This window comes from Acidobacteriota bacterium (assembly GCA_003225175.1).
Lineage (GTDB): Bacteria > Acidobacteriota > Terriglobia > Terriglobales > Acidobacteriaceae > Gp1-AA112.
In genome coordinates, this window is sequence record QIBA01000041.1 from 59,586 (window position 1) to 80,107 (window position 20,522).

At 55.6% G+C, this 20,522-nt stretch carries 18 protein-coding genes; 6 read left to right on the forward strand and 12 right to left on the reverse strand.

Going from position 1 to position 20,522, the window contains the following annotated elements:
* The first annotated feature begins 93 nt into the window (after window positions 1-93).
* The 5 genes from DMG62_10400 (at window position 94) to DMG62_10420 (ending at window position 7,248) form a co-directional block, all read left to right on the forward strand.
* Window positions 94-768: a hypothetical protein gene (locus tag DMG62_10400; protein ID PYY23057.1), complete on the forward strand. Its 675-nt coding sequence runs from the start codon at window positions 94-96 to the stop codon at window positions 766-768.
* Window positions 769-1,013: 245 nt separating this feature from the next.
* Window positions 1,014-3,446, forward strand: a complete 2,433-nt coding sequence (locus DMG62_10405) for a 3-hydroxyacyl-CoA dehydrogenase (protein ID PYY23079.1) — start codon at window positions 1,014-1,016, stop codon at window positions 3,444-3,446.
* Window positions 3,447-3,533: 87 nt separating this feature from the next.
* On the forward strand, window positions 3,534-4,712 hold the full coding sequence (locus tag DMG62_10410) for an acetyl-CoA C-acyltransferase (protein PYY23058.1): 1,179 nt from the start codon (window positions 3,534-3,536) through the stop codon (window positions 4,710-4,712).
* 153 nt (window positions 4,713-4,865) lie between these two features.
* Window positions 4,866-6,662: an acyl-CoA dehydrogenase gene (locus DMG62_10415; protein ID PYY23059.1), complete on the forward strand. Its 1,797-nt coding sequence runs from the start codon at window positions 4,866-4,868 to the stop codon at window positions 6,660-6,662.
* A 217-nt stretch (window positions 6,663-6,879) separates the two neighbouring features.
* The gene (locus tag DMG62_10420) at window positions 6,880-7,248 is read left to right on the forward strand and encodes an iron-sulfur cluster assembly accessory protein (protein PYY23060.1); all 369 of its coding nucleotides are present in this window, start codon (window positions 6,880-6,882) and stop codon (window positions 7,246-7,248) included.
* Window positions 7,249-7,307: 59 nt separating this feature from the next.
* Here the strand turns inward: DMG62_10420 and DMG62_10425 are convergent, their stop codons facing one another.
* The 10 genes from DMG62_10425 to DMG62_10470 form a co-directional block, all read right to left on the reverse strand.
* Window positions 7,308-8,204, reverse strand: coding sequence for a hypothetical protein (locus DMG62_10425; GenBank protein ID PYY23061.1), 897 nt, complete (start codon window positions 8,202-8,204; stop codon window positions 7,308-7,310).
* Window positions 8,205-8,208: 4 nt separating this feature from the next.
* Window positions 8,209-8,775 carry a hypothetical protein gene (locus tag DMG62_10430; GenBank protein ID PYY23062.1) on the reverse strand — a complete coding sequence of 189 codons (567 nt, stop codon included), beginning with the start codon at window positions 8,773-8,775 and terminating at the stop codon, window positions 8,209-8,211.
* 1 nt (window position 8,776) lies between these two features.
* Window positions 8,777-9,334: a hypothetical protein gene (locus DMG62_10435; protein PYY23063.1), complete on the reverse strand. Its 558-nt coding sequence runs from the start codon at window positions 9,332-9,334 to the stop codon at window positions 8,777-8,779.
* Window positions 9,335-9,922, reverse strand: a complete 588-nt coding sequence (locus DMG62_10440) for a hypothetical protein (protein PYY23064.1) — start codon at window positions 9,920-9,922, stop codon at window positions 9,335-9,337.
* Entirely contained in the window at window positions 9,919-10,812 is an 894-nt protein-coding gene (locus tag DMG62_10445; protein ID PYY23065.1) for a hypothetical protein, read from the reverse strand. The genes DMG62_10440 and DMG62_10445 overlap by 4 nt, the downstream gene beginning before the upstream one ends.
* A gap of 1 nt (window position 10,813) precedes the next feature.
* Window positions 10,814-12,445 (reverse strand): pilus assembly protein PilB, encoded by a 1,632-nt coding sequence (locus DMG62_10450; GenBank protein ID PYY23066.1) that lies wholly within the window; start codon window positions 12,443-12,445, stop codon window positions 10,814-10,816.
* 6 nt (window positions 12,446-12,451) lie between these two features.
* Entirely contained in the window at window positions 12,452-13,678 is a 1,227-nt protein-coding gene (locus DMG62_10455) for a type II secretion system F family protein (protein PYY23067.1), read from the reverse strand.
* Between the two features lie 304 nt (window positions 13,679-13,982).
* Window positions 13,983-14,342 (reverse strand): alkylhydroperoxidase, encoded by a 360-nt coding sequence (locus DMG62_10460; GenBank protein ID PYY23080.1) that lies wholly within the window; start codon window positions 14,340-14,342, stop codon window positions 13,983-13,985.
* A gap of 62 nt (window positions 14,343-14,404) precedes the next feature.
* Window positions 14,405-15,136 carry a hypothetical protein gene (locus DMG62_10465; GenBank protein PYY23068.1) on the reverse strand — a complete coding sequence of 244 codons (732 nt, stop codon included), beginning with the start codon at window positions 15,134-15,136 and terminating at the stop codon, window positions 14,405-14,407.
* Between the two features lie 56 nt (window positions 15,137-15,192).
* A complete protein-coding gene (locus DMG62_10470) occupies window positions 15,193-15,960 on the reverse strand; it encodes a dienelactone hydrolase family protein (protein ID PYY23069.1) in 768 nt (255 codons plus the stop codon).
* A 55-nt stretch (window positions 15,961-16,015) separates the two neighbouring features.
* Between DMG62_10470 and DMG62_10475 the strand changes: the two genes are divergently transcribed.
* Entirely contained in the window at window positions 16,016-17,032 is a 1,017-nt protein-coding gene (locus DMG62_10475) for an alcohol dehydrogenase (GenBank protein PYY23081.1), read from the forward strand.
* Window positions 17,033-17,180: 148 nt separating this feature from the next.
* Here DMG62_10475 and DMG62_10480 read toward each other — a convergent pair whose 3' ends face one another.
* Window positions 17,181-18,797 carry a hypothetical protein gene (locus tag DMG62_10480; protein PYY23070.1) on the reverse strand — a complete coding sequence of 539 codons (1,617 nt, stop codon included), beginning with the start codon at window positions 18,795-18,797 and terminating at the stop codon, window positions 17,181-17,183.
* Complete coding sequence (locus DMG62_10485; protein PYY23071.1) at window positions 18,794-20,452, reverse strand: hypothetical protein; 1,659 nt, start codon at window positions 20,450-20,452, stop codon at window positions 18,794-18,796. Before DMG62_10485 ends, DMG62_10480 begins: the two co-directional genes overlap by 4 nt.
* Window positions 20,453-20,522 lie beyond the last annotated feature (70 nt).

Sequence of the window (20,522 nt, forward strand, 5' to 3'; positions counted from 1 at the left end):
CCACTTCAGTACATGTCCACTAGGTCATTGCACTAATAGTTCACAGGCACAGATTCAAGGTATGCTAGGCGACAGCTAGCCGTGACCACCACTATGAAAGCTGCAACTGCCAGGAAGCCAATGATTCATATTGCTGTCGTTGACAGTGATCCCCTGCGCTTCATCGGGCTCCGTTCCCTTTTTGATAGCGAGCCCGATTTGGAACTCTCTGCCGCGAGCCTCGAAGAACTGCCGCGCCTACAGAATGTCGATCTGGTGCTCCTTGGCAACCGTTCCAGCGGGGGCGGCAGCGTTTTCGATGTAATGGCCAGCATGAAGGCTGCGCGTCCCGACCTGCGTATCATCGTTACTGGAACCGGTGCGGACGATGAGGCCATTCTCAAAGCATTGGCAGCAGGAGCAAAAGGATATGTTGATGAAGCCGCCAGCCCATCGGAGTTCGTACAGGCAATTCGCGTAGTTCATCAAGGATCGGTCTGGGCTCCGCGTCGCGTAATGTCCATTTTCATCGATCGCGTTACGTCATCTCCAGGCAAGATTTTTCCCGCAGGCCGCGTGACGTTCACTGATCGGGAAAAGGAAGTGCTCGAACTCCTTGTAGCCGGCCGTTCCAATCGCGAAATCGGACAGGCGCTACAGATCGAAGAGCGCACGGTAAAGGCGCACGTCGCCAAATTGATGCGCAAAGTCGGCGTTCAAAATCGCATTGCGCTTTCTGTCCATGCAATCACCCATTCACTGGTCGGAAGCACCGACGAGCCGGGCTAGTAGCCTCGCAAAAACCGCCGGATTTATCAAAGAGCAGGGAGATTAACCGGGGAGCTCGCAAATTCGAGCTCCAAATGCTCGAATTCTGGCGCTTAGCTTTCGTGGTTGCTGAATGAATGTTCATTCATTATAATGAGCCGAGCCTCATGAGCAAAACCGGCTTCATCGAACTCGCGCCGCTGGTCACGCTGGAGTTCGCCTCCGATAAGATGAGAACGTCGCCTAGCGCGAGTTTCTCTTCCTTCATGGCCATCCAAATCAGCAAAGTTGCCGTTTTAGGCGCGGGAACCATGGGCTCCCGCATCGCTGCACATTTCGCCAACGCCGGAGTCCCCAGCTACCTGCTCGACATCGTTCCTCCCGGCGCTTCACCAGCAAAGCCGGGAGAGGGCAGTCCTGAGCGCGACAAGATTGTGGCTGCGGGACTCGAAGGCGCCAAGAAATCGAAGCCTGCCGCCTTCTTCGATCCTTCGCTGGCAAGGCTGATCAAGACCGGCAATTTCGAAGACGATCTCAAACTGCTCGCCGACGCCGATTGGATCATCGAAGCCGTCGCCGAAAACCTCGAGATCAAGCGCACGCTACTCAAGAAAGTCGAAGCTGTACGCAAGCCATCGGCGATCGTGACGACGAACACCAGCGGCCTGCCCGTCGGCAGCATCGTCGACGGTTTCAGCGAGGCATTTCGCCGCAATTGGTTCGGTACGCATTTTTTCAATCCCCCGCGATACATGCGCCTATTGGAGATCATTCCAACTCCCGATTCCGATCCCGCGGCCATGCAAGCAATCGCGCAGTTTTGCGATCAGCGTTTGGGCAAGGCGATCGTTCAGGCCAAGGATACGCCGAACTTCATTGCCAACCGTATTGGCACATTTTCAGTGCTGAACGTGATGCGCATCATGCAGGAGATGGGACTGTCAATTGAAGAGGTTGACGCGCTCACCGGCTCTGCGGTCGGGTGGCCGAAGTCCGCGACCTTCCGCACCATCGACCTGGTTGGTCTCGACATCCTAGGACATGTCGTCAGCAACATGACGAAGAGCGTGAAGGATGAACGCTCCGAGTTGAAACTGCCAACGTTCTACGGGCAGATGCTGGAACGCAAGTGGCTCGGCGACAAAACCAAACAAGGCTTCTACAAGAAGAGCAAATCGGCAACAGGCGAAGAAGAACGCCTCGCACTTGACTGGAGAGACCTCGAATATCACCCACGCGGAAAGGCCAGGTTCCAACTGCTCGAAATGGCCAAGAATGTGGATTCGCCGGCCGAGCGGCTAAAGATGCTTGTGAACGCCGATCCGCGGGATAAAGCCGCGCAGTTCTATTGGACGTCACTCTCGGAGTTGTGGACCTACGCTGCCAATCGCATTCCCGAGATCTCCGACACAATCGTCGAAATTGATCGAGCCATGCGCACTGGCTTCAACTGGGAAATGGGGCCGTTTGAGATGTGGGATGCTGCAGGAGTTGCCTCGACTGTAGAACGGATGAAGAACGAAGGGCGGCTGGTCGCAGCAAATCCGGAAAAGCTTCTGGCAAGCGGCAAGGCCTCCTGGTATGCCGATGACAAGGCTTCATCCTCGGGACGCAGCTACTTCGATCTGAAGACTTCAAGCTATCGCCCGCTGGAAGTGCCCGAAGGCGTCTGGTCAGTGATGGTCGCGAAGAAGTGCAACGGAGTGGTGAAGAAGAACGCTTCCACCTCGCTGGTTGATCTGGGAGACGGAGTCGCTGCCATCGAGTTCCACTCCAAGATGAATTCATTGGGTGCTGACATCGTTCAGTTCGTAACGCAAAACCTGAAGCCGGGCAGCGCGGCATTGAATCAGTTCGACGCCTTCGTCATCACCAACGACGCGCAGCATTTCTCCGTCGGCGCCAATATCATGCTTCTCCTTATGGCGATTCAGGAAAGCGAATGGGATGAGGTTGACCTCGCCATTCGTGGCTTCCAAGGCATGACGCAAGCCATCAAGTTCTGTCCTAAGCCGGTTGTATCTGGTCCATTTGGAATGTGCCTCGGCGGTGGCACAGAGGTCAGCCTGCATGCTGCCTCCCGTCAACCTCATGCCGAACTCTACATGGGCTTGGTCGAGGTCGGAGTCGGACTCCTGCCAGGCGGGGGCGGATGCAAGGAGATGTTGCTGCGCGCGATTGACGCTTCGACCAGCATTCGGCCTGCAGGACGCGGCGAATCCGTGGAACTGATGGAGGCGATGAAGAAGAACTTCGAGACCATTGCCATGGCCAAGGTCTCAACCTCCGCGGCCGAGGCGCGCAACCTAGGCTTCCTCTCTCAAGCCGATGTGGTGACGATGAATCGCGAGAGGCTAGTTACCGATGCGAAGCGTCGTGCACTCGAGCTGGTGAAAGAGGGTTATAGTGCACCCGTGATGCGGACCGATGTGCCGGCTCCCGGAGAAAGCATCCTGGCGACGCTGAAGCTCGGCGTTCATCTAATGAGGCAGGGCGAGTACATCAGCGACCACGAAGTGAAGATCGGGAACAAGGTCGCAGAGGTAATCTGCGGCGGAAATATTACGCCGGGAATGCCGGTCAGTGAGCAGTATTTGTTGGACTTGGAACGGGAAGCGTTTAAATCGCTGTGCGGTGAGAAAAAGACTCAGGAACGTATCCAGTACACGTTGAAAACAGGGAAGACTCTGAGGAATTGAACGCGGAGGACGCAGAAGACACAGAGTGAATGGATTAGTCCATGCTCTTCTGTGTTCCCTGTCCTCTGTGGTAAAGAGGTTTGATTTATGCGTGAAGTAGTCATAGCTAGTGCGGTGCGAACGCCAGTTGGCCGAGCCTACAAGGGCGGTCTGCGCGCGACGCGTCCGGACGATATGGCCGCGGTTGCAATCAAGGGCGCTCTCGCTCGAGTGCCGCAACTTGATGCAAAAGAGATCGAAGACGTGATCCTCGGCTGCGCAATGCCTGAGGCAGAGCAGGGAATGAATGTCGCGCGGATTGCAGCGCTGCGAGCAGGGCTTCCGGTTGAATCCTCGGCGATGACAATTAATCGCTTCTGCTCTTCTGGATTGCAGTCCATCGCAATGGCCGCTGAACGCATCATGTCCGGCGGAGCTGATGTGATCCTCGCTGGTGGTGTGGAATCGATGACCATGATTCCCATGGGAGGAAACAAGGTCAGCGCGAATCCCTGGCTCATAGAGAACTATCCCGACGCATACCTTTCCATGGGACTCACGGCCGAACGACTGGCACAGCGCTTCGGAATTACCCGCGAGCAGGCTGATGAATTCTCGTTGGCAAGTCACCAAAAAGCGATGGCGGCGATCGCTGCCGGCAAATTCAACGATGAACTCGTTCCTGTGACGGTGAGTTTCACTACTCCAAACGGCAGCAAACCAAAGCGCATCGACATCGAGTTCAAGATGGACGACGGTCCACGTGCCGATACATCAATCGAAGCGCTCTCGGCGTTGAAGCCAGCCTTCCACGCGAAGGGAACCGTGACCGCCGGTAATTCTTCACAAATGTCAGATGGCGCAGCGGCTGCCGTCGTCATGTCGGTAGAACGTGCGCAGGCACTTGGCATCAAGCCTTTGGCGCGCTACGTTGCATTTGCGACTGCCGGATACAAGCCGGAAGAGATGGGTATTGGTCCGGTGTATGCAATTCCCAAGGCTCTAAAGATTGCTGGGCTGAAGCTTGATCAGATCGACGTTATCGAACTGAATGAAGCATTTGCTGCGCAGTCGCTGTCTGTGATCAAGGCGGGTGAGCTGAATTCGGCAAAGGTGAATCCGAATGGCGGCGCGATTGCGCTGGGCCATCCGTTAGGTTGTACCGGCGCCAAGCTCACTGCCAGTGTGATCCGCGAGCTGAAACGCCGAAATGGGAAGTACGGACTTGTGACTATGTGTGTCGGCGGAGGGATGGGTGCAGCGGGCATTTTTGAGAACCTAAATTGAACACGGAGAACACGGAAGACCGGAAGGTAGAAGGAACAGATTTCGCATGGTTGCCATTTGGGGCGCCGCATACGAAGTCACGACGTAATCCGCTCTGCTCCATAACCTCCTTTCCTCTGTGCCTCCGTATTCAGTTGTTTTTTGGAGGTTTGAATGGCAACGGCAGCAATTCCCAAGACGAAAATCGCAGGCGGCAGCTTTCTCATCGAAGATATTCAGCCCGAAGAGGTCTTCACTCCTGAGGACTTCACCGACGAGCATCGCCAGATCGCCCAAACGACCGAAGAGTTTGCGTTGAAAGAGATCGTCCCGAACATCGACAAGATTGAGCACAAAGACTTCTCCGTCAGCCGCGACCTGATCAAGAAAGCCAGTGAGCTTGGCCTGACCTCGGTCGACATTCCCGAGGAGTACGGCGGAATGGAGATGGACAAGGTCACCTCCGCCATTATCGCCGACTATATTGCCAAATCGGGAAGCTTCAGTGTCACCTGGGGCGCTCACGTCGGAATTGGCACACTGCCGATTGTTTATTTCGGAACTCCCGAGCAGAAGCAAAGGTATCTGCCTAAGTTGGCCTCCGGCGAGTGGGTTGGGGCATATGCGTTGTCGGAGTCGTCGTCCGGATCGGATGCGCTCAACTGTCGCACGCGCGCCGATCTGTCGTCTGATGGCAAGCATTACATCCTGAACGGCGAGAAGATGTGGATCACGAACGCCTCTTTTGCCGACCTGTACGTAATCTTCGCGAAAGTGGGCGGCGAGAAATTCTCGGCGTTCGTCGTAGAGCGGACCTTTCCTGGATTTTCCGTTGGAGCTGAGGAGAAGAAGCTGGGGATTCGTGGCTCGTCAACCTGTCCACTCATCCTCAACGATTGCAAGGTGCCGGTCGGTAACCTTCTCGGCGAAATCGGCAAGGGACACGTCATCGCCTTCAACATCCTGAACATCGGCCGCTTCAAATTGGGCGCTGGATGCGTCGGTGGAGCGAGAACCTCGCTGCTCGCCGGACTCAACTACGCCAAGCAGCGCAAGGCTTTTGGAAAGGCGCTCGTCGATTTTGGTCTAATCCGCGAAAAGCTCGCCGATGTCGCGATCGGCATTTATGTGGGCGAGTCGCTGGCCTACCGAACCGTCGGCATGATCGACGAGGCATTGCGTGGTATCGATAAGCACAGTCCCGATGCTTCGACGCAAATTCGCAAAGGCATTGAGGAATACGCGGTTGAGTGCTCGATTCTCAAAGTCTGGGGATCGGAGATGCTCGATCAGGTCGTCGACCATGTTGTGCAGATATATGGCGGCTATGGCTTTGTCGAGGAATATCCGGCCGAGCGTGCCTACCGTGATTCGCGTGTGAATCGCATTTTTGAAGGTACGAATGAGATCAACCGCATGATCATTACCGGCTGGCTGATGAAGCGCGCGATGAGCGGGCAGCTCGCGCTCATGCCAGCCATCAAGAAGTTGATGGATGAGGTGCTTTCGGGTCCTTCTACGGGGGAGGAGGCCGAAGGTGACTTGAACACAGAACGGGCGCTGGTAGCGAATGCGAAAAAGGTGGGCCTTTTTGCGGCAGGTGTTGCTTCGCAGCGTTACATGATGGAACTGGCTGAGCAGCAAGAGGTGATGGCGGCTTTAGCAGACATCATCATCGAGGTTTTCGCTATGGACTCGGTGCTGCTGCGCACGCTGAAATTGATCCAGTCGGGTGGCGAGTCCGGTTCCGCTCTGCCGATTGCGATGACTCAGGTGTATCTCTCGGAAGCGATGGCGAAGATTGAAGTGGCAGCACGCAAAGTAGTAGCCGCAGCTTCAGAAGGGGACAATCTTCGAATACAGACTACGATTCTGCGGCGCCTCTTAAAGCACGATCCAACGAACACGATCTCCTTGCGGCAACAGATCGCGGCGAGGGTGATCGATGCTGGGAAATATGTAATCGCTTGAAGCTGTTTGCGATTGCAGGCATTTCATGGGCGAGGGCGCCCGGATGCACTTCGCTTTTTGCTATCACGCATCGTCCGGGTGCCCTTGCCCGGCCTTCCCAACAAGCTGCGGTTCGCCTACAATCTGCATCCACCAAGCCACTAAACCATCTAAGAGATTAGTGCTTCTAATCACTGCTAAGCGGCTGATATACTGAGGTTTCATCGAGGAGAAGAGAATGGCAACTACCGTACAACCCAATATTGAGACTACGCCCAGTTTTCCAGTGAGTCTTACACCTACGGCCGTGGCTAAGGTGAAAGAGATCATGGCGCAGCAGGACCCGATGCCTGCCGGTCTGCGGATCGGAGTTGTGGGTGGAGGCTGCTCTGGTTTCAGCTATTCCATGAACTTCGAAAATGCCGCCGGCATCATGGATAAGGTTTTTAGTTTCCATGAGCTTAAGGTGTTCGTTGATGCCACCTCTCTGATGTACCTCCAAGGATGCGTCGTCGATTATGTGGAGACTCTGGAGGCAGCCGGCTTCAAATTTGACAATCCCAACGTGAAGAGCACGTGTGGCTGCGGATCGTCATTTAGCGTTTAACTTCTCCTCTTATTAGCTGTTTCCCGGCCTCGCGAAAGCGAGGCCTTTTTGTTTCTCAGTTAATGAGGATTCGGAGGCGGTCCCGACATTGGATTGGGCGAAGGATTGTTCAATGGACCGTTGAGGGTGCCTGGAAGGCCAGAATTGGGCCCGCCAATTCCTTGTCCGGGGACAATACCGGGCATTCCCCCAGGAATTCCGGTAGCGGCTCCTGCACCCGTACCCCCGCGCAAAGTGGAATCCATCGTGGGGTCGTATACGAACTGCCAATCCTTATAGTGATTCTTCTGTTGAAATTCCTTCAGCGATTCTTTCTCTGAGGGCACGGAGACACCCACGATTGCACCTCCGCCAAACGTGCGTCCGCTTAGTTGATCACTCGATAGCGGATTACCCGCCGAGCCTGCAGGCCCAAAAGGCGCTCCGGCAGCACCCCCCCTTGCAGAAGCAGTTGCTCCGCTTGAGCCAGCGCTGTTCGAGGGATTCGGATCTGTGCCGGCTATGCCAGACTGAGAGCTGCTGCTATTGCCGAGGCTGGTTCCGATCCTGGAGGGGCCTAAACCTGGTCCTGAGGGACTCATTCCTGAAGTGTTGGTGATCTTCTGTCCAAAGAAGCCGGTTGCAGGTCTTGCCTGCCCCAATTGGATCGGAGCCCAATCGTCCTTACCCGTGAGCGGATCCAGATATCGCCGGCGGAGAAAGCGGATGTTGTTTGTGTTCTCGAGCTGATCGATGTTGGAAGGATAGCGTCCAAATTTCTTGTAGAACCGGCGAATAGCTAGTGCGTATTGCTGGCCGCGGCGGATGAGCTCATCCTCTTTCGTGCGTTGCAAGGCGACAGCGGCACGCGGTGCCGCAACTGCCAGACCGACGATCAAAACCGTCAAGGCAAACAGGATCGCGAGCAGAACGTATCCACTCTGACGATTTCCTCGGACTGACCTTTTAAACCGCATTACTTCAACCCTGTGTGAGCGGAATGCTCTGGCGGTTGTTGGTCAACACATCCTCGATCTCAACCTGTGTCGGATGAATGCGTATGATCTTGTACCGGCGGTTCACGATCTCGCCTTCATGACCAATGAAGATATCGTCCCCATTGGCGAGGAAAATTGCTTTAGCCTGTCCCGGCTTACTCGCGAAGCCATAAAACTTCAGCGGAATTAGCGGTGGCGGTGGAGGCGGCGGAGGTGGTTTTGGAGTATTGTCCTCGACGATGACCTTGTGTGTTACGGCCGGAATTGGCGGTGCGGCCTGCTCCTCAAAAATATTCCTTCCACTACCTTTGTATAACGCCTCTTCGCTATTCTTCAGCAAGTCTGTGCGGAGAGTTGGATCGAGCGGAGGAGTTGGCTTACCGCGGCCCCCGGCTCCATTTTGGAGCGAGGCGTTAGAGGTAGCTGAGGCAGCGACAGCGCTTGCTGGCGCACCGGAAAAAAAGAAAGCGCGCAGCAGCAGGAGCACTGCAATTGCCAGCAGAGCTCCCATCGCGAAAACCTTCTTCTTCTCTTCCGCTCCAAGTTTCATTTCAGCTTTGCGCTCGCAAGAACGTATCGACTTTCACGTCGAGATGAACATAACCGGCTGGTTGCCCGCCCTTTCCACTCTGCCCAGTCAATCCAATACTGTCGATGATAAAGAACATCTTGTCACGTTCCACCGCGTTCAGGAACTTCACCAAATTCACATATTGCCCGGCCAGTCCGGCGTGCATTTCCAGATTCAGCATGCCTGGCAGCTCGCCCGGGGTACTAGCGTAATTGACCGAGGCGATGCTGATCTGGTTGGCGCTCGCGAGTTTTCCTAACTCCGCGACGACGTCAGAGTAACGGGATGGGACTCTTCTCTCGATGAAAGAGGCATCATCCTTCTGAGCCTGAGCCAGCTTCTGGTCGATGCCACGCAACGGAACATTAGTATGACTAAGCCGACGATACTCCTCTTCGGCCTGCGCATTCACTTGCTCCGGCTGCGCTGAGCCTGCGCGCAAGGGAAGCGCAAGGTAAACGACGGCTGCAACGTCCACAACTCCCAAAGCAACAATGGAGTAAATGATGCGCTTTCGAACGCGAGAGAAGTCGGCCATCTATTCGCCGCCTCCCTCGAGCGGCTCGGCAGGCAAGTAGGCGGTAAAGATATTCGACTTCACGCCACCGCTCTGGCCGTTCTTAGTGTGCGTCTCGGTGCTGAGCTTAGGCGAGCGGAAGTGCGATGATTTTTCCATGTTCCGCAGCAGCTCTACCGCGGTGTCGCGCCTCTCACCTTCAACTTGTAGCTTCAGGACGAAATGGTTGCGGTCGACGCCTGGCGAGATCGACGTGACGCGAAGACCAGCCGGCATAACCTTTTCCATGTCCTCCATAAGCCGAGTCCAGGAGAAAGACTTACGCATAATGGCGGCATTGAGGAAATACGATCGGTCACGTGTTCCGCGATTTTCAGGCTGAGAAAGAATCTGCCGAGCTTGTGCTTCCTCTTTTTTGAGCTCCGCCAACCTGGCTTCTGCCTCTCGCGCCTGAGCCCACTGCCGTTCCGAGTTGAAATGGTGCCGAATCGAAACGAATATCAGGAAGCCGGTAAGTAGGATTATGAAAGCAAGCGCCGAGCCCCAATTTCGGTAGAACTGGCGTTCGTCCTGATAAGGACGTGACGCAAGATTGATCGCAATTCTCATGAGTGCGTCAGTGCTCCTGCGACGCCTGCAAGCGCCGAATCGGGAAGGCCGTCCCCGGAGAGACTTTCGCCGGCGTGAGCTCCTGCATCGAGTGTTTCGGGCCGTACTCCTGTCTGCTCCTCCAGCGCCCGCGTGAGCTCCTCTACCTCGGAGACCGATGACAGCAGAATGCGCTCGATCTTTGCCGAGTAGTTATCCTCGAAAAACACGATGGATGGATACACCTCGTCAGCAATCGCTGTCCCGGTTCTGCCGGCAATGACATCGAGCATGCGGTAGAAGATGACTTCATTCTTATCGGCGATTGCCACAGAGATGAAGTTTCCATCGGCCTTCACCAGCAACGTGGGACGATCGGCTTCGACTCCATTGAGTGCAGCCAGTGTGGCGGGCAGCACAAATCCGGGCTCGTATCCGGCGCCCTGAAATGCCGACTCGTATTCCTGAAGGACCTCGCGGGGCGTGAGCGCGGCTAAGACTTTTACGCCTTCGCTCTTACGATAGTTCTGGAAAGACAGCGCAGCCTGATCGGCGTCGAATGGCACCGATTTGCGCAGCCGAAATCGCACAATCGGTTCCGCCTCCGTGGTTTTCTCGGGAAGCGTGTCGAAGTCCAGTAATAACACGCGAACCGCCGCGTCGGGAATCACGGCAACAACGTCGCGTTTGCGGCCGCCCAGAGCAGAGAGTGCGCTGGAGATAACATTGCCCAGAGCTGAGCCGTTGGTTACATTCCCGGCGCTCAATGATGGACGAACGACGTCTTTTTCCAAACGGCGGACAGTATGTACATCGATTGCGCTCCCGTCGGACTTGGCGCGCGCCGCGATCAGGCTCTGCGTTGTGATCTCGCACGCCAGCCGCGGTTTTGCTTGTTTTGGAGTTGCCATACTATCGGGACGTCTCGATGAAGGTTACCTTGTTAATCTCTTTGAGCGTTGTTACGTTGGTGCGAATCTTTGCGAGCGCAGCTTCGCGAAGGAAGCGCATTCCTTCTTCGCCCGCAGCCTTGCGCACCTCAGATGTAGGTTTCTTCTCCAGTATCAGTTCACGAATGCGATCAGTAAGATCCAGCAACTCGTGAATGGCGGTGCGGCCCTTATATCCAGTGCCGGCGCACTCAATGCACCCCTCGCCTTCATAAAAAGTGAAGTTGCCCCACTCTTTCAGATCCAAACCGCTGGCCTCGAGCTGTTCAGGTGTGTAGTGCACGGGCTGCTTGCAGGAGTCGCAGATTACGCGGACCAAACGTTGCGCCAGAATGCAGTTCAATGCAGAGACGAAGTTATAGGCCTCGACTCCCATATTGAGAAAGCGCCCGATGACGTCCACAACGTTGTTAGCGTGAACAGTCGTGAACACAAGGTGGCCAGTCAGTGCGGACTGAATCGCGATCTGCGCGGTCTCGGTGTCGCGAATCTCTCCGACCAGGATCTTGTCGGGATCGTGGCGCAAGATCGATCGCAATCCACGGGCGAAGGTAAGTCCCTTTTTTTCGTTTACCGGAATTTGGGTGATACCCCGAATCTGGTATTCCACCGGATCTTCAATCGTGATGATCTTGTCTTCCTCGCTCTTGATTTCGTTTAGCGCGGCATACAGGGTCGTGGTTTTGCCGGAGCCAGTTGGGCCCGTTACAAGCACCATTCCATAAGGCTCTTTGATGTAGCGGCGGAAGTGGCGGAGGTCATCCTCGTCAAATCCAACCACATCGAGCGTGAGCTTGCGAAACTTCTCGCTCATCGACTCCTTATCCAGCACGCGCAGCACCGCATTCTCACCATGTACCGTGGGCATGATGGAGACGCGGAAGTCTATCAATCGTCCCTTGTACTTCACTCGGAAGCGGCCGTCCTGCGGGACACGGCGCTCGGCGATATCGAGCTCGCTCATGACCTTTATGCGCGAGATGATCGTCGAGTGGTGCTCCTTCGAGATCGGCTGCATAGCCTGTTGCAGCACGCCATCGATGCGGTACTTCACGAGCACCGAATCGTCCTGAGTTTCGATGTGGATATCACTTGCGCGACGTTCCAAGGCGGTGAAGATCGTCGTGTCCACGAGGCGAATGATCGGACTGATGTCTTCTTCCGACGTCAGACGCTCGATGGAGATGGTCTCGTCGCCGGCTTCATCTTCACGCACGACGTCGAAGGTGAACCCCTCGGTGGCCTCGTCGAGCACCCGCTGCGACTGCTCCGTCTTCTTGAGAATCTCCTCGATCTGAGCCAGCGTTGCGACCTTGGTGTGCACGCGCTTGTTCAGCAGCAGGCCAATTTCGTCGATCATCATCAGCCGACTCGGATCTGAGATCGCGATCGTGAGCTCGTCGCCGTGTTCCTCGAGTGGAACAAAGTTGTAGCGGAACATCAGGTCCACGGGGACGGTACGGAAGAGTTCGTGCTGAATGTGGTAGTTCTTCAGATCGACGAACTCGCGACGGTAGCGTCGGGCTAAATCGCGCGCGCGCGCTTCAGAATTCGCATCTGACGCGCCGCCAACAAATAATGCTGTATCTGCCATATGACTTTAAGATCCCGCTCCGACCTGCGCTCCCAGCGAGAAGATCGGGAGATAAAGAGCGATCAATACGGTGGCAACCACGAGTCCCATTACGATGAGAATCACGGGCTCAATTAAGGACAAAGCCGCGCTCAATGCGGTTTGTACGTCTTCTTCTAGAAATTCGGCGATTGAGGTAAGCATGGCTGGTAGAGCTCCCGTCGATTCGCCTACTTCAATCATCTGGTACGCCAGTTCCGGGAACATCGCGGTGTCTTCCAGGCTCTTGGAGAGAGCGCGGCCTTCCCGCACCTTCTGCACGGACGAGAGAACTGCGTTCGACAACAGTTTGCTTTCGATCGAGGAACCTGCGGTCTCGAGTGCTTGCACCAGGGGAAGTCCGCCGCTCAACAAAGTGGACAGCGTGCGCGAGAAAATTGCTACCTGGTATTTCAGCCAGATACCGCCTGCAAGGGGCAGCGAAAGACGAAAGCGGTCGATTGTCATCGATCCAGCGTCAGTTTTGCTCCATCGCACGAGCAGATAAATCGCCGATACCAAACCCAGGATGATTGCCCACAGCCAGTGCTTCACGATCTCGCCGATATCGATTACAAATAGAGTGATCGAAGGCAGACTCGCCGTTCCGCTTCCCAATTGGGAATACAGACCCTGGAACTGCGGAACCACGTAGCTCAGAAGAAACGTAAACATCACCATGACCATGATGACGAGAAGCGCCGGATAAACCAGCGACGCCAATAGCTTCTTGCGAAATGCCAATGCGACGCGCTGAAAAGCGATGAATCGGCTCAGAACTTCTTCCAGGTTGCCGCTCTTTTCACCAGCGAGAAGTGTTGTCGTGTAGACCCTTGAAACCGCATTCGGAGCTGCGTGTCGAAATGCCTCTGAAAGCAGCTCTCCAGTGCGGACGCGCTGTCGAACATTCTCGAGAATGGATCGTAGGTAGCGGTTCTTCTGACGTTTGCTGAGCAGATCGAGGCCCTGCAGAATCGGCAAACCGGCGTGAATGAGAGTCAGAAATTGCTGGTTGAAGATGACAAATTGCTCGAGTTTGAGCTTCTTCTGCCGCCCTGGTCCGGCTTTTCGAAGAAGACCGCGGGCCTTGATGGAAGTGACAAGCAGCCCCTGTTGCACAAAGCGGTCGCGAACCTCGGCGACCGAGGCCCCGTGCTCTACGTGCTCAGAGACATGTCCGCGCTCGTCGGCGGTATTGACCAGGTATTCCGCCATGCCGTCCTTTAAAGTCTAACATCCAGAAATTAGAGGGATAACCCGCCGTTGGGGCTTTTCGCGCTGTGTACCAAGTATATGAACGCCACTCGAAGATGTTCTTGCAGCTCGATTTGGGAGCAAAAGCGAAAGACCTGTACGCGTCGTGACGTTCTTCTCTCAATTGCCCTCCCCAATAGCGAGGAGAACATGCGTCGTACGATAACGCCTGAAGCTTAACTTGAAGTCGGTTCATTACGGCTGGCGAGAGCGGAAAATCGCCGCGGAGGGATCCGCCTTCAAGGCGGATCCTCTGGCCTGAAGATTAGCTCGCCGCTACAGCCTCGTCTTGCGTCCTGGCAGCGTAGGCGTCCATCACGCGCGCGCTATAAACCAGCGCCGCTCCAGCGTTCATCGCAACTGCCACGCCGAGCGCTTCGGCGATTTCTTCCTTCGTCGCACCGGCTTTAATGGCGTTGCCGGTGTGCACCGTAATGCATCCATCGCAGTGGGTCGTGACTGCGACTGCCAATGCGATCAATTCGCGGACTTTAGCTCCGAGAAGATTTGTCTTTTTTCCCGCGGCATGCAGAGTCTGATAGCCCGTGACGGTCTCCGGGCTGATCTGCGCAAGCTTCCCAATCGTGGTCAACAGCTCTTTTTGATATTCGTTCCAATCCATCATCATCAGGGTGGCTCCTCCGGAGGATGAGATTACCCTAATTCAGTTTTTGGTGCGCGAGGTCTTCAAGATGTTGGGACCACTTGGGTAGCTCGGTTATTCTCGAATGTAACCGTGACAGGATGACCGTTGTTGTCGAACTTGTAGATGTCGCCAACAGTGCCGCTTTGATTCACTCCTACTCCCAACGCGAAGTTCACCTGCCGTATGCTCATGCCCTTTAGCGCCTCATGCCGATCGATGGCAGCCCACACCTCTGACGGCCAATGCTTGTAGAGTTCGCGAGGGTCATCAAAGAAAAAGGTGTCGTTGATGAAGAGAGTGTAATTTCCACCGCGACTGCTTCCGATGGAGACTGCATATATCTTCGTCTCACCCGCAGGTTTGAAGACCGCCAGCACCTGCTGCGCGCGGATTCGCACTCCCGGCGAGATTTCCTTGCTCTTTGCGTCCGGAGCTGCAGTCGCGATTACGTCGGTGATCTGAAGCTTCTTCAGCGGCGGAAGTATTCCGGCGGAGTGCTTGAAGTCGACGTGTCCGCCCGAACAGGGAAAGTAGTTGAGATAGTTTCCGACCTTTACCCAGACCGTTTTTCCAGTAAGGTCTTCCTTCGCGGATTTCAGATCGCTAGAATGCAGCTGCGTAGGAACCACATAATCATCAGCACTGCGAATGGAATTCGATTGCGTGGTGTTTGGCGTGGTCACCGGAGCGTGGCGCTCGTGATAAATGAGAAGAAGCCGGACGCCGGCAAGCACGATGAAGACGAGAAGGATGATCTGAATTCGTTTGCGCATGAGAATAGAAGGGCTGCAGACTGTCAGCTTGGAAGCATGGTAATCGATTTGTGCGTCTAGGCCGTAGTTCCGGAGCTCTCGCCTAACGTACTACGGAAGAGATGCATCATATCGGCGAATGCGAGATCCGCGCACTCCGGATCGTAACGCGGTCCCTCATCGCGCATGAATGCGTGCTCGGCAGGATAGGTTTTTTCGCGATACTTCACGCCAGCCTGTTGCAGTGCGGTTCGGATTTTTTCGCGTCCTTCTTTCGGAACATGAGGATCAGATTCGCCAAAGATCATTAGCAACTCGCCCTTAATTTCTGCGGCGCGCTCTAACGATCCGGCGTCAGCGTCTTTGCCAAGCCTGCCATCATGGATCCCTGTACCGTAGAAGCAGATGGTTGCGCGCACGTCGGGCTGGAGCGCGGCCCGAAAGGAAAGATGTCCGCCGATGCAAAAGCCGGCAGTTCCTAACTTGGCTGGCGACACCATGGGATGTTGCGCCAGAAAATCGAGTACAGCACGGCAGTCGCGATCAAATTCGGCGACCTCTGTGTTGGAGGCATTTTCCATGCCTCGCACGCGTCCGGCATCGTCAAATGCAATCGCAGTATCGGGTCGCTCGATGCGGTGATAAATCTCCGGTGCTGCAACGACAAACCCATATCCCGCTAGACGTACGCAAGCGCGTAGCATGGGTCCGGTGAGTTGGAAAATGTCGGAGTAGAAAATGATTCCGGGAAACTTCTTCTTATTTTCGATCTTAGGTGCCGCGAGAAACATGCGCAGCGGCGAATTGTCGACAGTAATCTCAGGATAATAGGTGGCGACGATCATCCAGTCCTCGCGAGGAAATGTAAGGATGTCTTAATGTAAACGAATGGCAGGCACGATGAAAGCAATGGTTCTGCCTCAACCCGCAGCGATTGACGCGAGTCCCCTCGTACTGTCCGAAGTAGCAATTCCCGAGCCCGCGGATGACGAAGTTCTCGTCGAGGTAAGTGCTTGCGGAATATGCCGCACGGATCTGCACGTCGTGGAAGGTGAGCTTCCACCCAAGCTACCCAAGGTAGTCCCTGGACACCAGATCGTTGGGCGAGTTGTGCGCGGCGGTTCGAGTGCTGGAAAATTTCCGGTGGGCTCGCGCGTGGGTATTCCGTGGCTGCATCGTACTTGCGGCCGCTGTGAGTTCTGCACACGCGCAAGAGAAAACCTGTGCCCGAACGCCTTCTACACCGGATGGAGCGTCAACGGCGGCTACGCCGAGTACGTTGTCGCGCCCGAACAGTTTGTGTATCCGATTCCTGATGGATTCAGCGCCTGGTCAGCCGCCCCGCTGCTCTGCGCCGGTATTATCGGATTTCGCGCGCTGCGGCTCACTGAGCTCCAGCGTGGGGATACATTGGGCATCTACGGTTTTGGCGCGGCGGGTCACGTCTGCATCCAGGTTGCGCTTCATTGGGGCATGCGAGTGGTGGTATCAACCAGGGAAGACAAGCATCGCAAACTCGCTCTGGAATTAGGTGCGGAATGGGTTGGCGGCGCTCACGACGATCCTCCTGTGGCACTCAACGCTGCAATTGTCTTTGCGCCGGCCGGAGAACTTGTACCCGCAGCGCTGAAGAATTTGAAGCGTGGAGGAACTCTTGTGTTAGGCGGCATCTACATGAGTTCCATTCCGTCATTCCCGTATAACCTGCTCTACTGGGAGCGCAAGATCCGTAGCGTAGCCAACAACACACGCCAGGATGGACAGGACTTTCTTCGCGCGGCAGCCGAAATCCCAATTCACATCCAAGTCAACCTCTTTCCTGTGGATCAGGCCAACCAGGCCCTGCAGACGCTAAAGCGCGATGGAATTCGCGGAGCCGGCGTGCTTGTAGTCCGGCAACAAGCGGAGACAAACTAGCGTGCAAAAAAAAATCTTCTGGACCACGTTCATGGTGCTGAGTCTGATTGCGGACGTCTCCCTGCCGTTACTCTGGGGCTTACTCGCAACCATACCAGCAGCATTCATCAGCTGGTGGGTGGCCTACAGAAGTGACTGGTTTTGAAAGTCACTGAGCGGCGACCTTGATCTCCAGCTTCTCTTTGCCGTTTATGACCACAGACGTTCCTTTCGCAAGATAAGGTCGCAGCGCTTCAGGCGAGGCCCATTCCATATCCCATCCGTTCTGGATGGCAATAGCTGTGTAATGACCCGGTACGACGTCGTGTAGCGTGAAAGTGCCGTCGCTGTCACTCTGGTCACGCCGGAAGAGTGAGGCATTGTCCGCTATGTCCTGCGGAGCGAGTACAACCATCGTGCCGGAGACAGGTTCGTCACTGTTCATGACAGTTCCGTCAATTTGTCCCACCCCTTCCGAAGCTTCGATGGTCAGCTCTACTGGCTCTGCACCCGTAAATTCGAGTGTGCGCCCGCTCACTCGTGCTCCAGTTGCCGACAGGGTACGAATCGCGTATCCCGAAGAGTTGCCGAGAGAGACTACGTAACGTCCTGCATGCGGCGGTTGCAGTTTGAATTCGCCATGCTCGTCCGGACGCGTTCCCATCTCTCCTTGAGCGTTCGCATCACGGAATTGAAGGAAAGCATTCGATGGGGGAGTTGCGCCGTCATATTTGATCCGTCCGTGGATTTGCTCCACAGTCGCGACGGCGGTGGCATCAAGTTGCGTGTCAGCGCTCAAACTGATCTCTTGGGACGACATTCTGGATTCTGTTCCATCGCGGTGCATCACGGTCAACGAGTAGTTTCCCGGCGCAATGCCTGACATTTCCATTTCATTCTGTCGACCGGTCGTCATAACCTGCGCAAAGACCGAGGAATCACCAAATACACGGGCGCGCAAATTGGGCATCACACGTCCCGTTTCGCCCCCGATATTAACCATTGTTACGTGCAGTGAGGGTACCGGTGCAAGCTCAAAGTCTGCCGAAAGCCGATCGCCGGGATGAACGATCAGGGCGCCAGCGTTGTCAACATCGGTCGCGCCAGGATAATACGTGATCGGATACGCAACATCGAGCGCCGGATCCAGATCGGCTGCAGCCGCGGATGAGTCTCGCCTCCGCATATTCACCTGCAAATAACGGCGATACCACGGCTGCGCAGCTACGACGGCATAGTACATTCCCGGCCGAAGATGGTTGAAGTGGTACTCGCCCTCGTCATCACTGTTTACCTGCGACCGGTGCTCGATCAGTCGTTTGCCACTATCGGTGCTTCTCTGGAATAGCAACACCTGGGCTTCGCGAACAGGTTCATTGTGCTCGTCAAGTATGCGTCCCGAAATAGAACCCTCCGGCCGCAGACGAAAAATAATTCCCGTGCTGATCTTATCGGGGCCAACTGCAATGGCGGTATTGAAGTTGTCATGCTCTTCGAACGCCTGCCGGGGAAAGTTCCGCGCTTGCCCAACCAGTGAGTACTTGCCGGGTTCAAGCCCATGAAATTCGAACGAGCCATCCAGGCCAATGTTGGCGTCTAGCGGCTTGGCGCGGTCCGTCGTGGGAACGAGCTGGACAGACGGGTTACGCAAAGCTTCTCCAGTCAGGGCATTCACGACTCTTCCGCTTGCGGTGAACTTTCGAACGGCTCTCTGGGAGCTCTGCTGCGTAAAGGCTGCCGAAATATCCAGAACTACCACGGCTAAAAGTAAGACTCGGTTTTTCATTCTCTTGTGCGAATTAAATCAACGGTGACCTTCGCCTGCTCGTCGGCGCTGAGTGTTACATGTGCGGCGTGAGACAGATAAGCGCTTAGAGCTTCACGATTGCGATATTCGATTCCGTCGAGCCGGTCGAAAGCCATGATGTCGTACCGTCCCGGCGCAAGGCCCTGAACCTGAAAGGTGCCGGAGCCGTTCACGAACACCTGCCGAGGAGGGACGCCACTGTCCTCATCGATCATCAGGACTTGCGCAAATTGCGCGCTATTCGCGATTTGGACCGACCCACTCAGCGACGCGCCGTCATCGCGGGTGACAACTTGAATGGGCTGGGGATCTGAGCCGTCGGCCAAAATCAGAGGTTCACGAAGAAGGTCCCTACCGCCGCAAGTAATGGACGACACATAGCCGTATCCCAAAGATTCAACCTCCACGTCGTAGGTGCCGGCTTCGAGGCCACGAAAGGCTTCTACTCCTCCTGCAGTCTGGCTTCCAGCCCAGAATTGTTGATATGGGGGCTTGCGCGAGACCAGCCTCAGCTGCGCAGAGTGCATTCGGCGGTTGTTAGAGAAACGACCGCCTCCACTAACCATCCCGATTGATGGAGACGGAGTGCTTTCGGGTTTGCTGTAGTCCGATTGGTATTCCACCGGAATCGTCATGGTGCGTACGACCGGAATTCGGAGCTCGGGCAAATCTCCATTAACATTCAGAGGGACATCCGCGTAGAGCTCAGTTCCCTCGAAATCACGCCCGTTGAAACGCAGGTGATAAGTGCCTGCCGGAATCGGGAAGGCATCAAAGCGTCCCGTTCTGGGATCAAGTCGAATCGGGACGTTTGTGCTTTCGCCATCCTGATCGAGAAGCCTGAGGCCGCCGCTGTTTCCCGTGATGCCAGTAACCGCCCCCGAGACACGATATGCCGGAACTCTCCGCGTGGTGAACTCCAAGTTGACGCGCTGGCCGGGAAGAATGCGGAGCGGTGTTGCCGCGCTTAGCTCGCGCACTCCAGGATAGTAGAGGGCGGGAATGACCTCAGATTTCTCCTTCTCTGCGAGGGGTCTGGCTCGCATGTTAGGACCCACCTCCACGAAGTATGTGCCTGGCCTGAGATCCGCGATTCGAAAGTTGCCGTCTTCGTCCGTGGCACGATTCCCATGCTGCTGCCACACTCGCCGCCCATTCATAATTTGGCCAAAACGCAAACGAACCGGCAGTCCATCGAGCGGCTCGCCTTCAGGGTTCTCAACGTGTCCGCTGATTACCGCTTCCGGCACGAGTCGCACGACGAGATTCGTGGAAGGCGATGAGAGCGTGACCACGTTGGGAGCGGGAGCGTGAGGTTCGGCGAGTTCATTTTCCTGAAAGAAGCCCGGCTTGTGCGCCTGGAGGTTTACCGTGGTGGAGATCAGGTTCTCGAAACGAAAGTTCCCATTCTGGTCTGCAAGCTTGGCGCTCTGATCCAGTTGTACTAACGCGTACGGAATGCCGGCGCCCGTCGCCGAACTCACAACAGTTCCGGTAAGGACGTATCGTGCAGCAGATGGCTCCGAGCTGCCCACGAGCTGAGCGCAAAAAAACCTCGAAGAGAGAAACAGCAACAGGACGGCAAAGAAAATGCGGTGCGAGGCCAAAAGCACCGCGGCACGAGAGTACCGCATGCAAATAAACTAGCCGAGAAGCTGGCCGGTGCGCAAATCCCAGAATCGTACCGAAATGGCAACAAAATCG

Coding starts and splice junctions, on each gene's coding strand:
- DMG62_10475 (PYY23081.1), top strand. CDS start 16,016: ATGAAAGCAATGGTTCTGCCTCAACCCGCAGCGATTGACGCGAGTCCC.
- DMG62_10445 (PYY23065.1), bottom strand. CDS start 10,812: ATGGCAACTCCAAAACAAGCAAAACCGCGGCTGGCGTGCGAGATCACA.
- DMG62_10425 (PYY23061.1), bottom strand. CDS start 8,204: ATGCGGTTTAAAAGGTCAGTCCGAGGAAATCGTCAGAGTGGATACGTT.
- DMG62_10465 (PYY23068.1), bottom strand. CDS start 15,136: ATGCGCAAACGAATTCAGATCATCCTTCTCGTCTTCATCGTGCTTGCC.
- DMG62_10415 (PYY23059.1), top strand. CDS start 4,866: ATGGCAACGGCAGCAATTCCCAAGACGAAAATCGCAGGCGGCAGCTTT.
- DMG62_10455 (PYY23067.1), bottom strand. CDS start 13,678: ATGGCGGAATACCTGGTCAATACCGCCGACGAGCGCGGACATGTCTCT.
- DMG62_10435 (PYY23063.1), bottom strand. CDS start 9,334: ATGGCCGACTTCTCTCGCGTTCGAAAGCGCATCATTTACTCCATTGTT.
- DMG62_10470 (PYY23069.1), bottom strand. CDS start 15,960: ATGATCGTCGCCACCTATTATCCTGAGATTACTGTCGACAATTCGCCG.
- DMG62_10460 (PYY23080.1), bottom strand. CDS start 14,342: ATGATGGATTGGAACGAATATCAAAAAGAGCTGTTGACCACGATTGGG.
- DMG62_10420 (PYY23060.1), top strand. CDS start 6,880: ATGGCAACTACCGTACAACCCAATATTGAGACTACGCCCAGTTTTCCA.
- DMG62_10450 (PYY23066.1), bottom strand. CDS start 12,445: ATGGCAGATACAGCATTATTTGTTGGCGGCGCGTCAGATGCGAATTCT.
- DMG62_10400 (PYY23057.1), top strand. CDS start 94: ATGAAAGCTGCAACTGCCAGGAAGCCAATGATTCATATTGCTGTCGTT.
- DMG62_10485 (PYY23071.1), bottom strand. CDS start 20,452: ATGCGGTACTCTCGTGCCGCGGTGCTTTTGGCCTCGCACCGCATTTTC.
- DMG62_10440 (PYY23064.1), bottom strand. CDS start 9,922: ATGAGAATTGCGATCAATCTTGCGTCACGTCCTTATCAGGACGAACGC.
- DMG62_10410 (PYY23058.1), top strand. CDS start 3,534: ATGCGTGAAGTAGTCATAGCTAGTGCGGTGCGAACGCCAGTTGGCCGA.
- DMG62_10430 (PYY23062.1), bottom strand. CDS start 8,775: ATGAAACTTGGAGCGGAAGAGAAGAAGAAGGTTTTCGCGATGGGAGCT.
- DMG62_10405 (PYY23079.1), top strand. CDS start 1,014: ATGGCCATCCAAATCAGCAAAGTTGCCGTTTTAGGCGCGGGAACCATG.
- DMG62_10480 (PYY23070.1), bottom strand. CDS start 18,797: ATGAAAAACCGAGTCTTACTTTTAGCCGTGGTAGTTCTGGATATTTCG.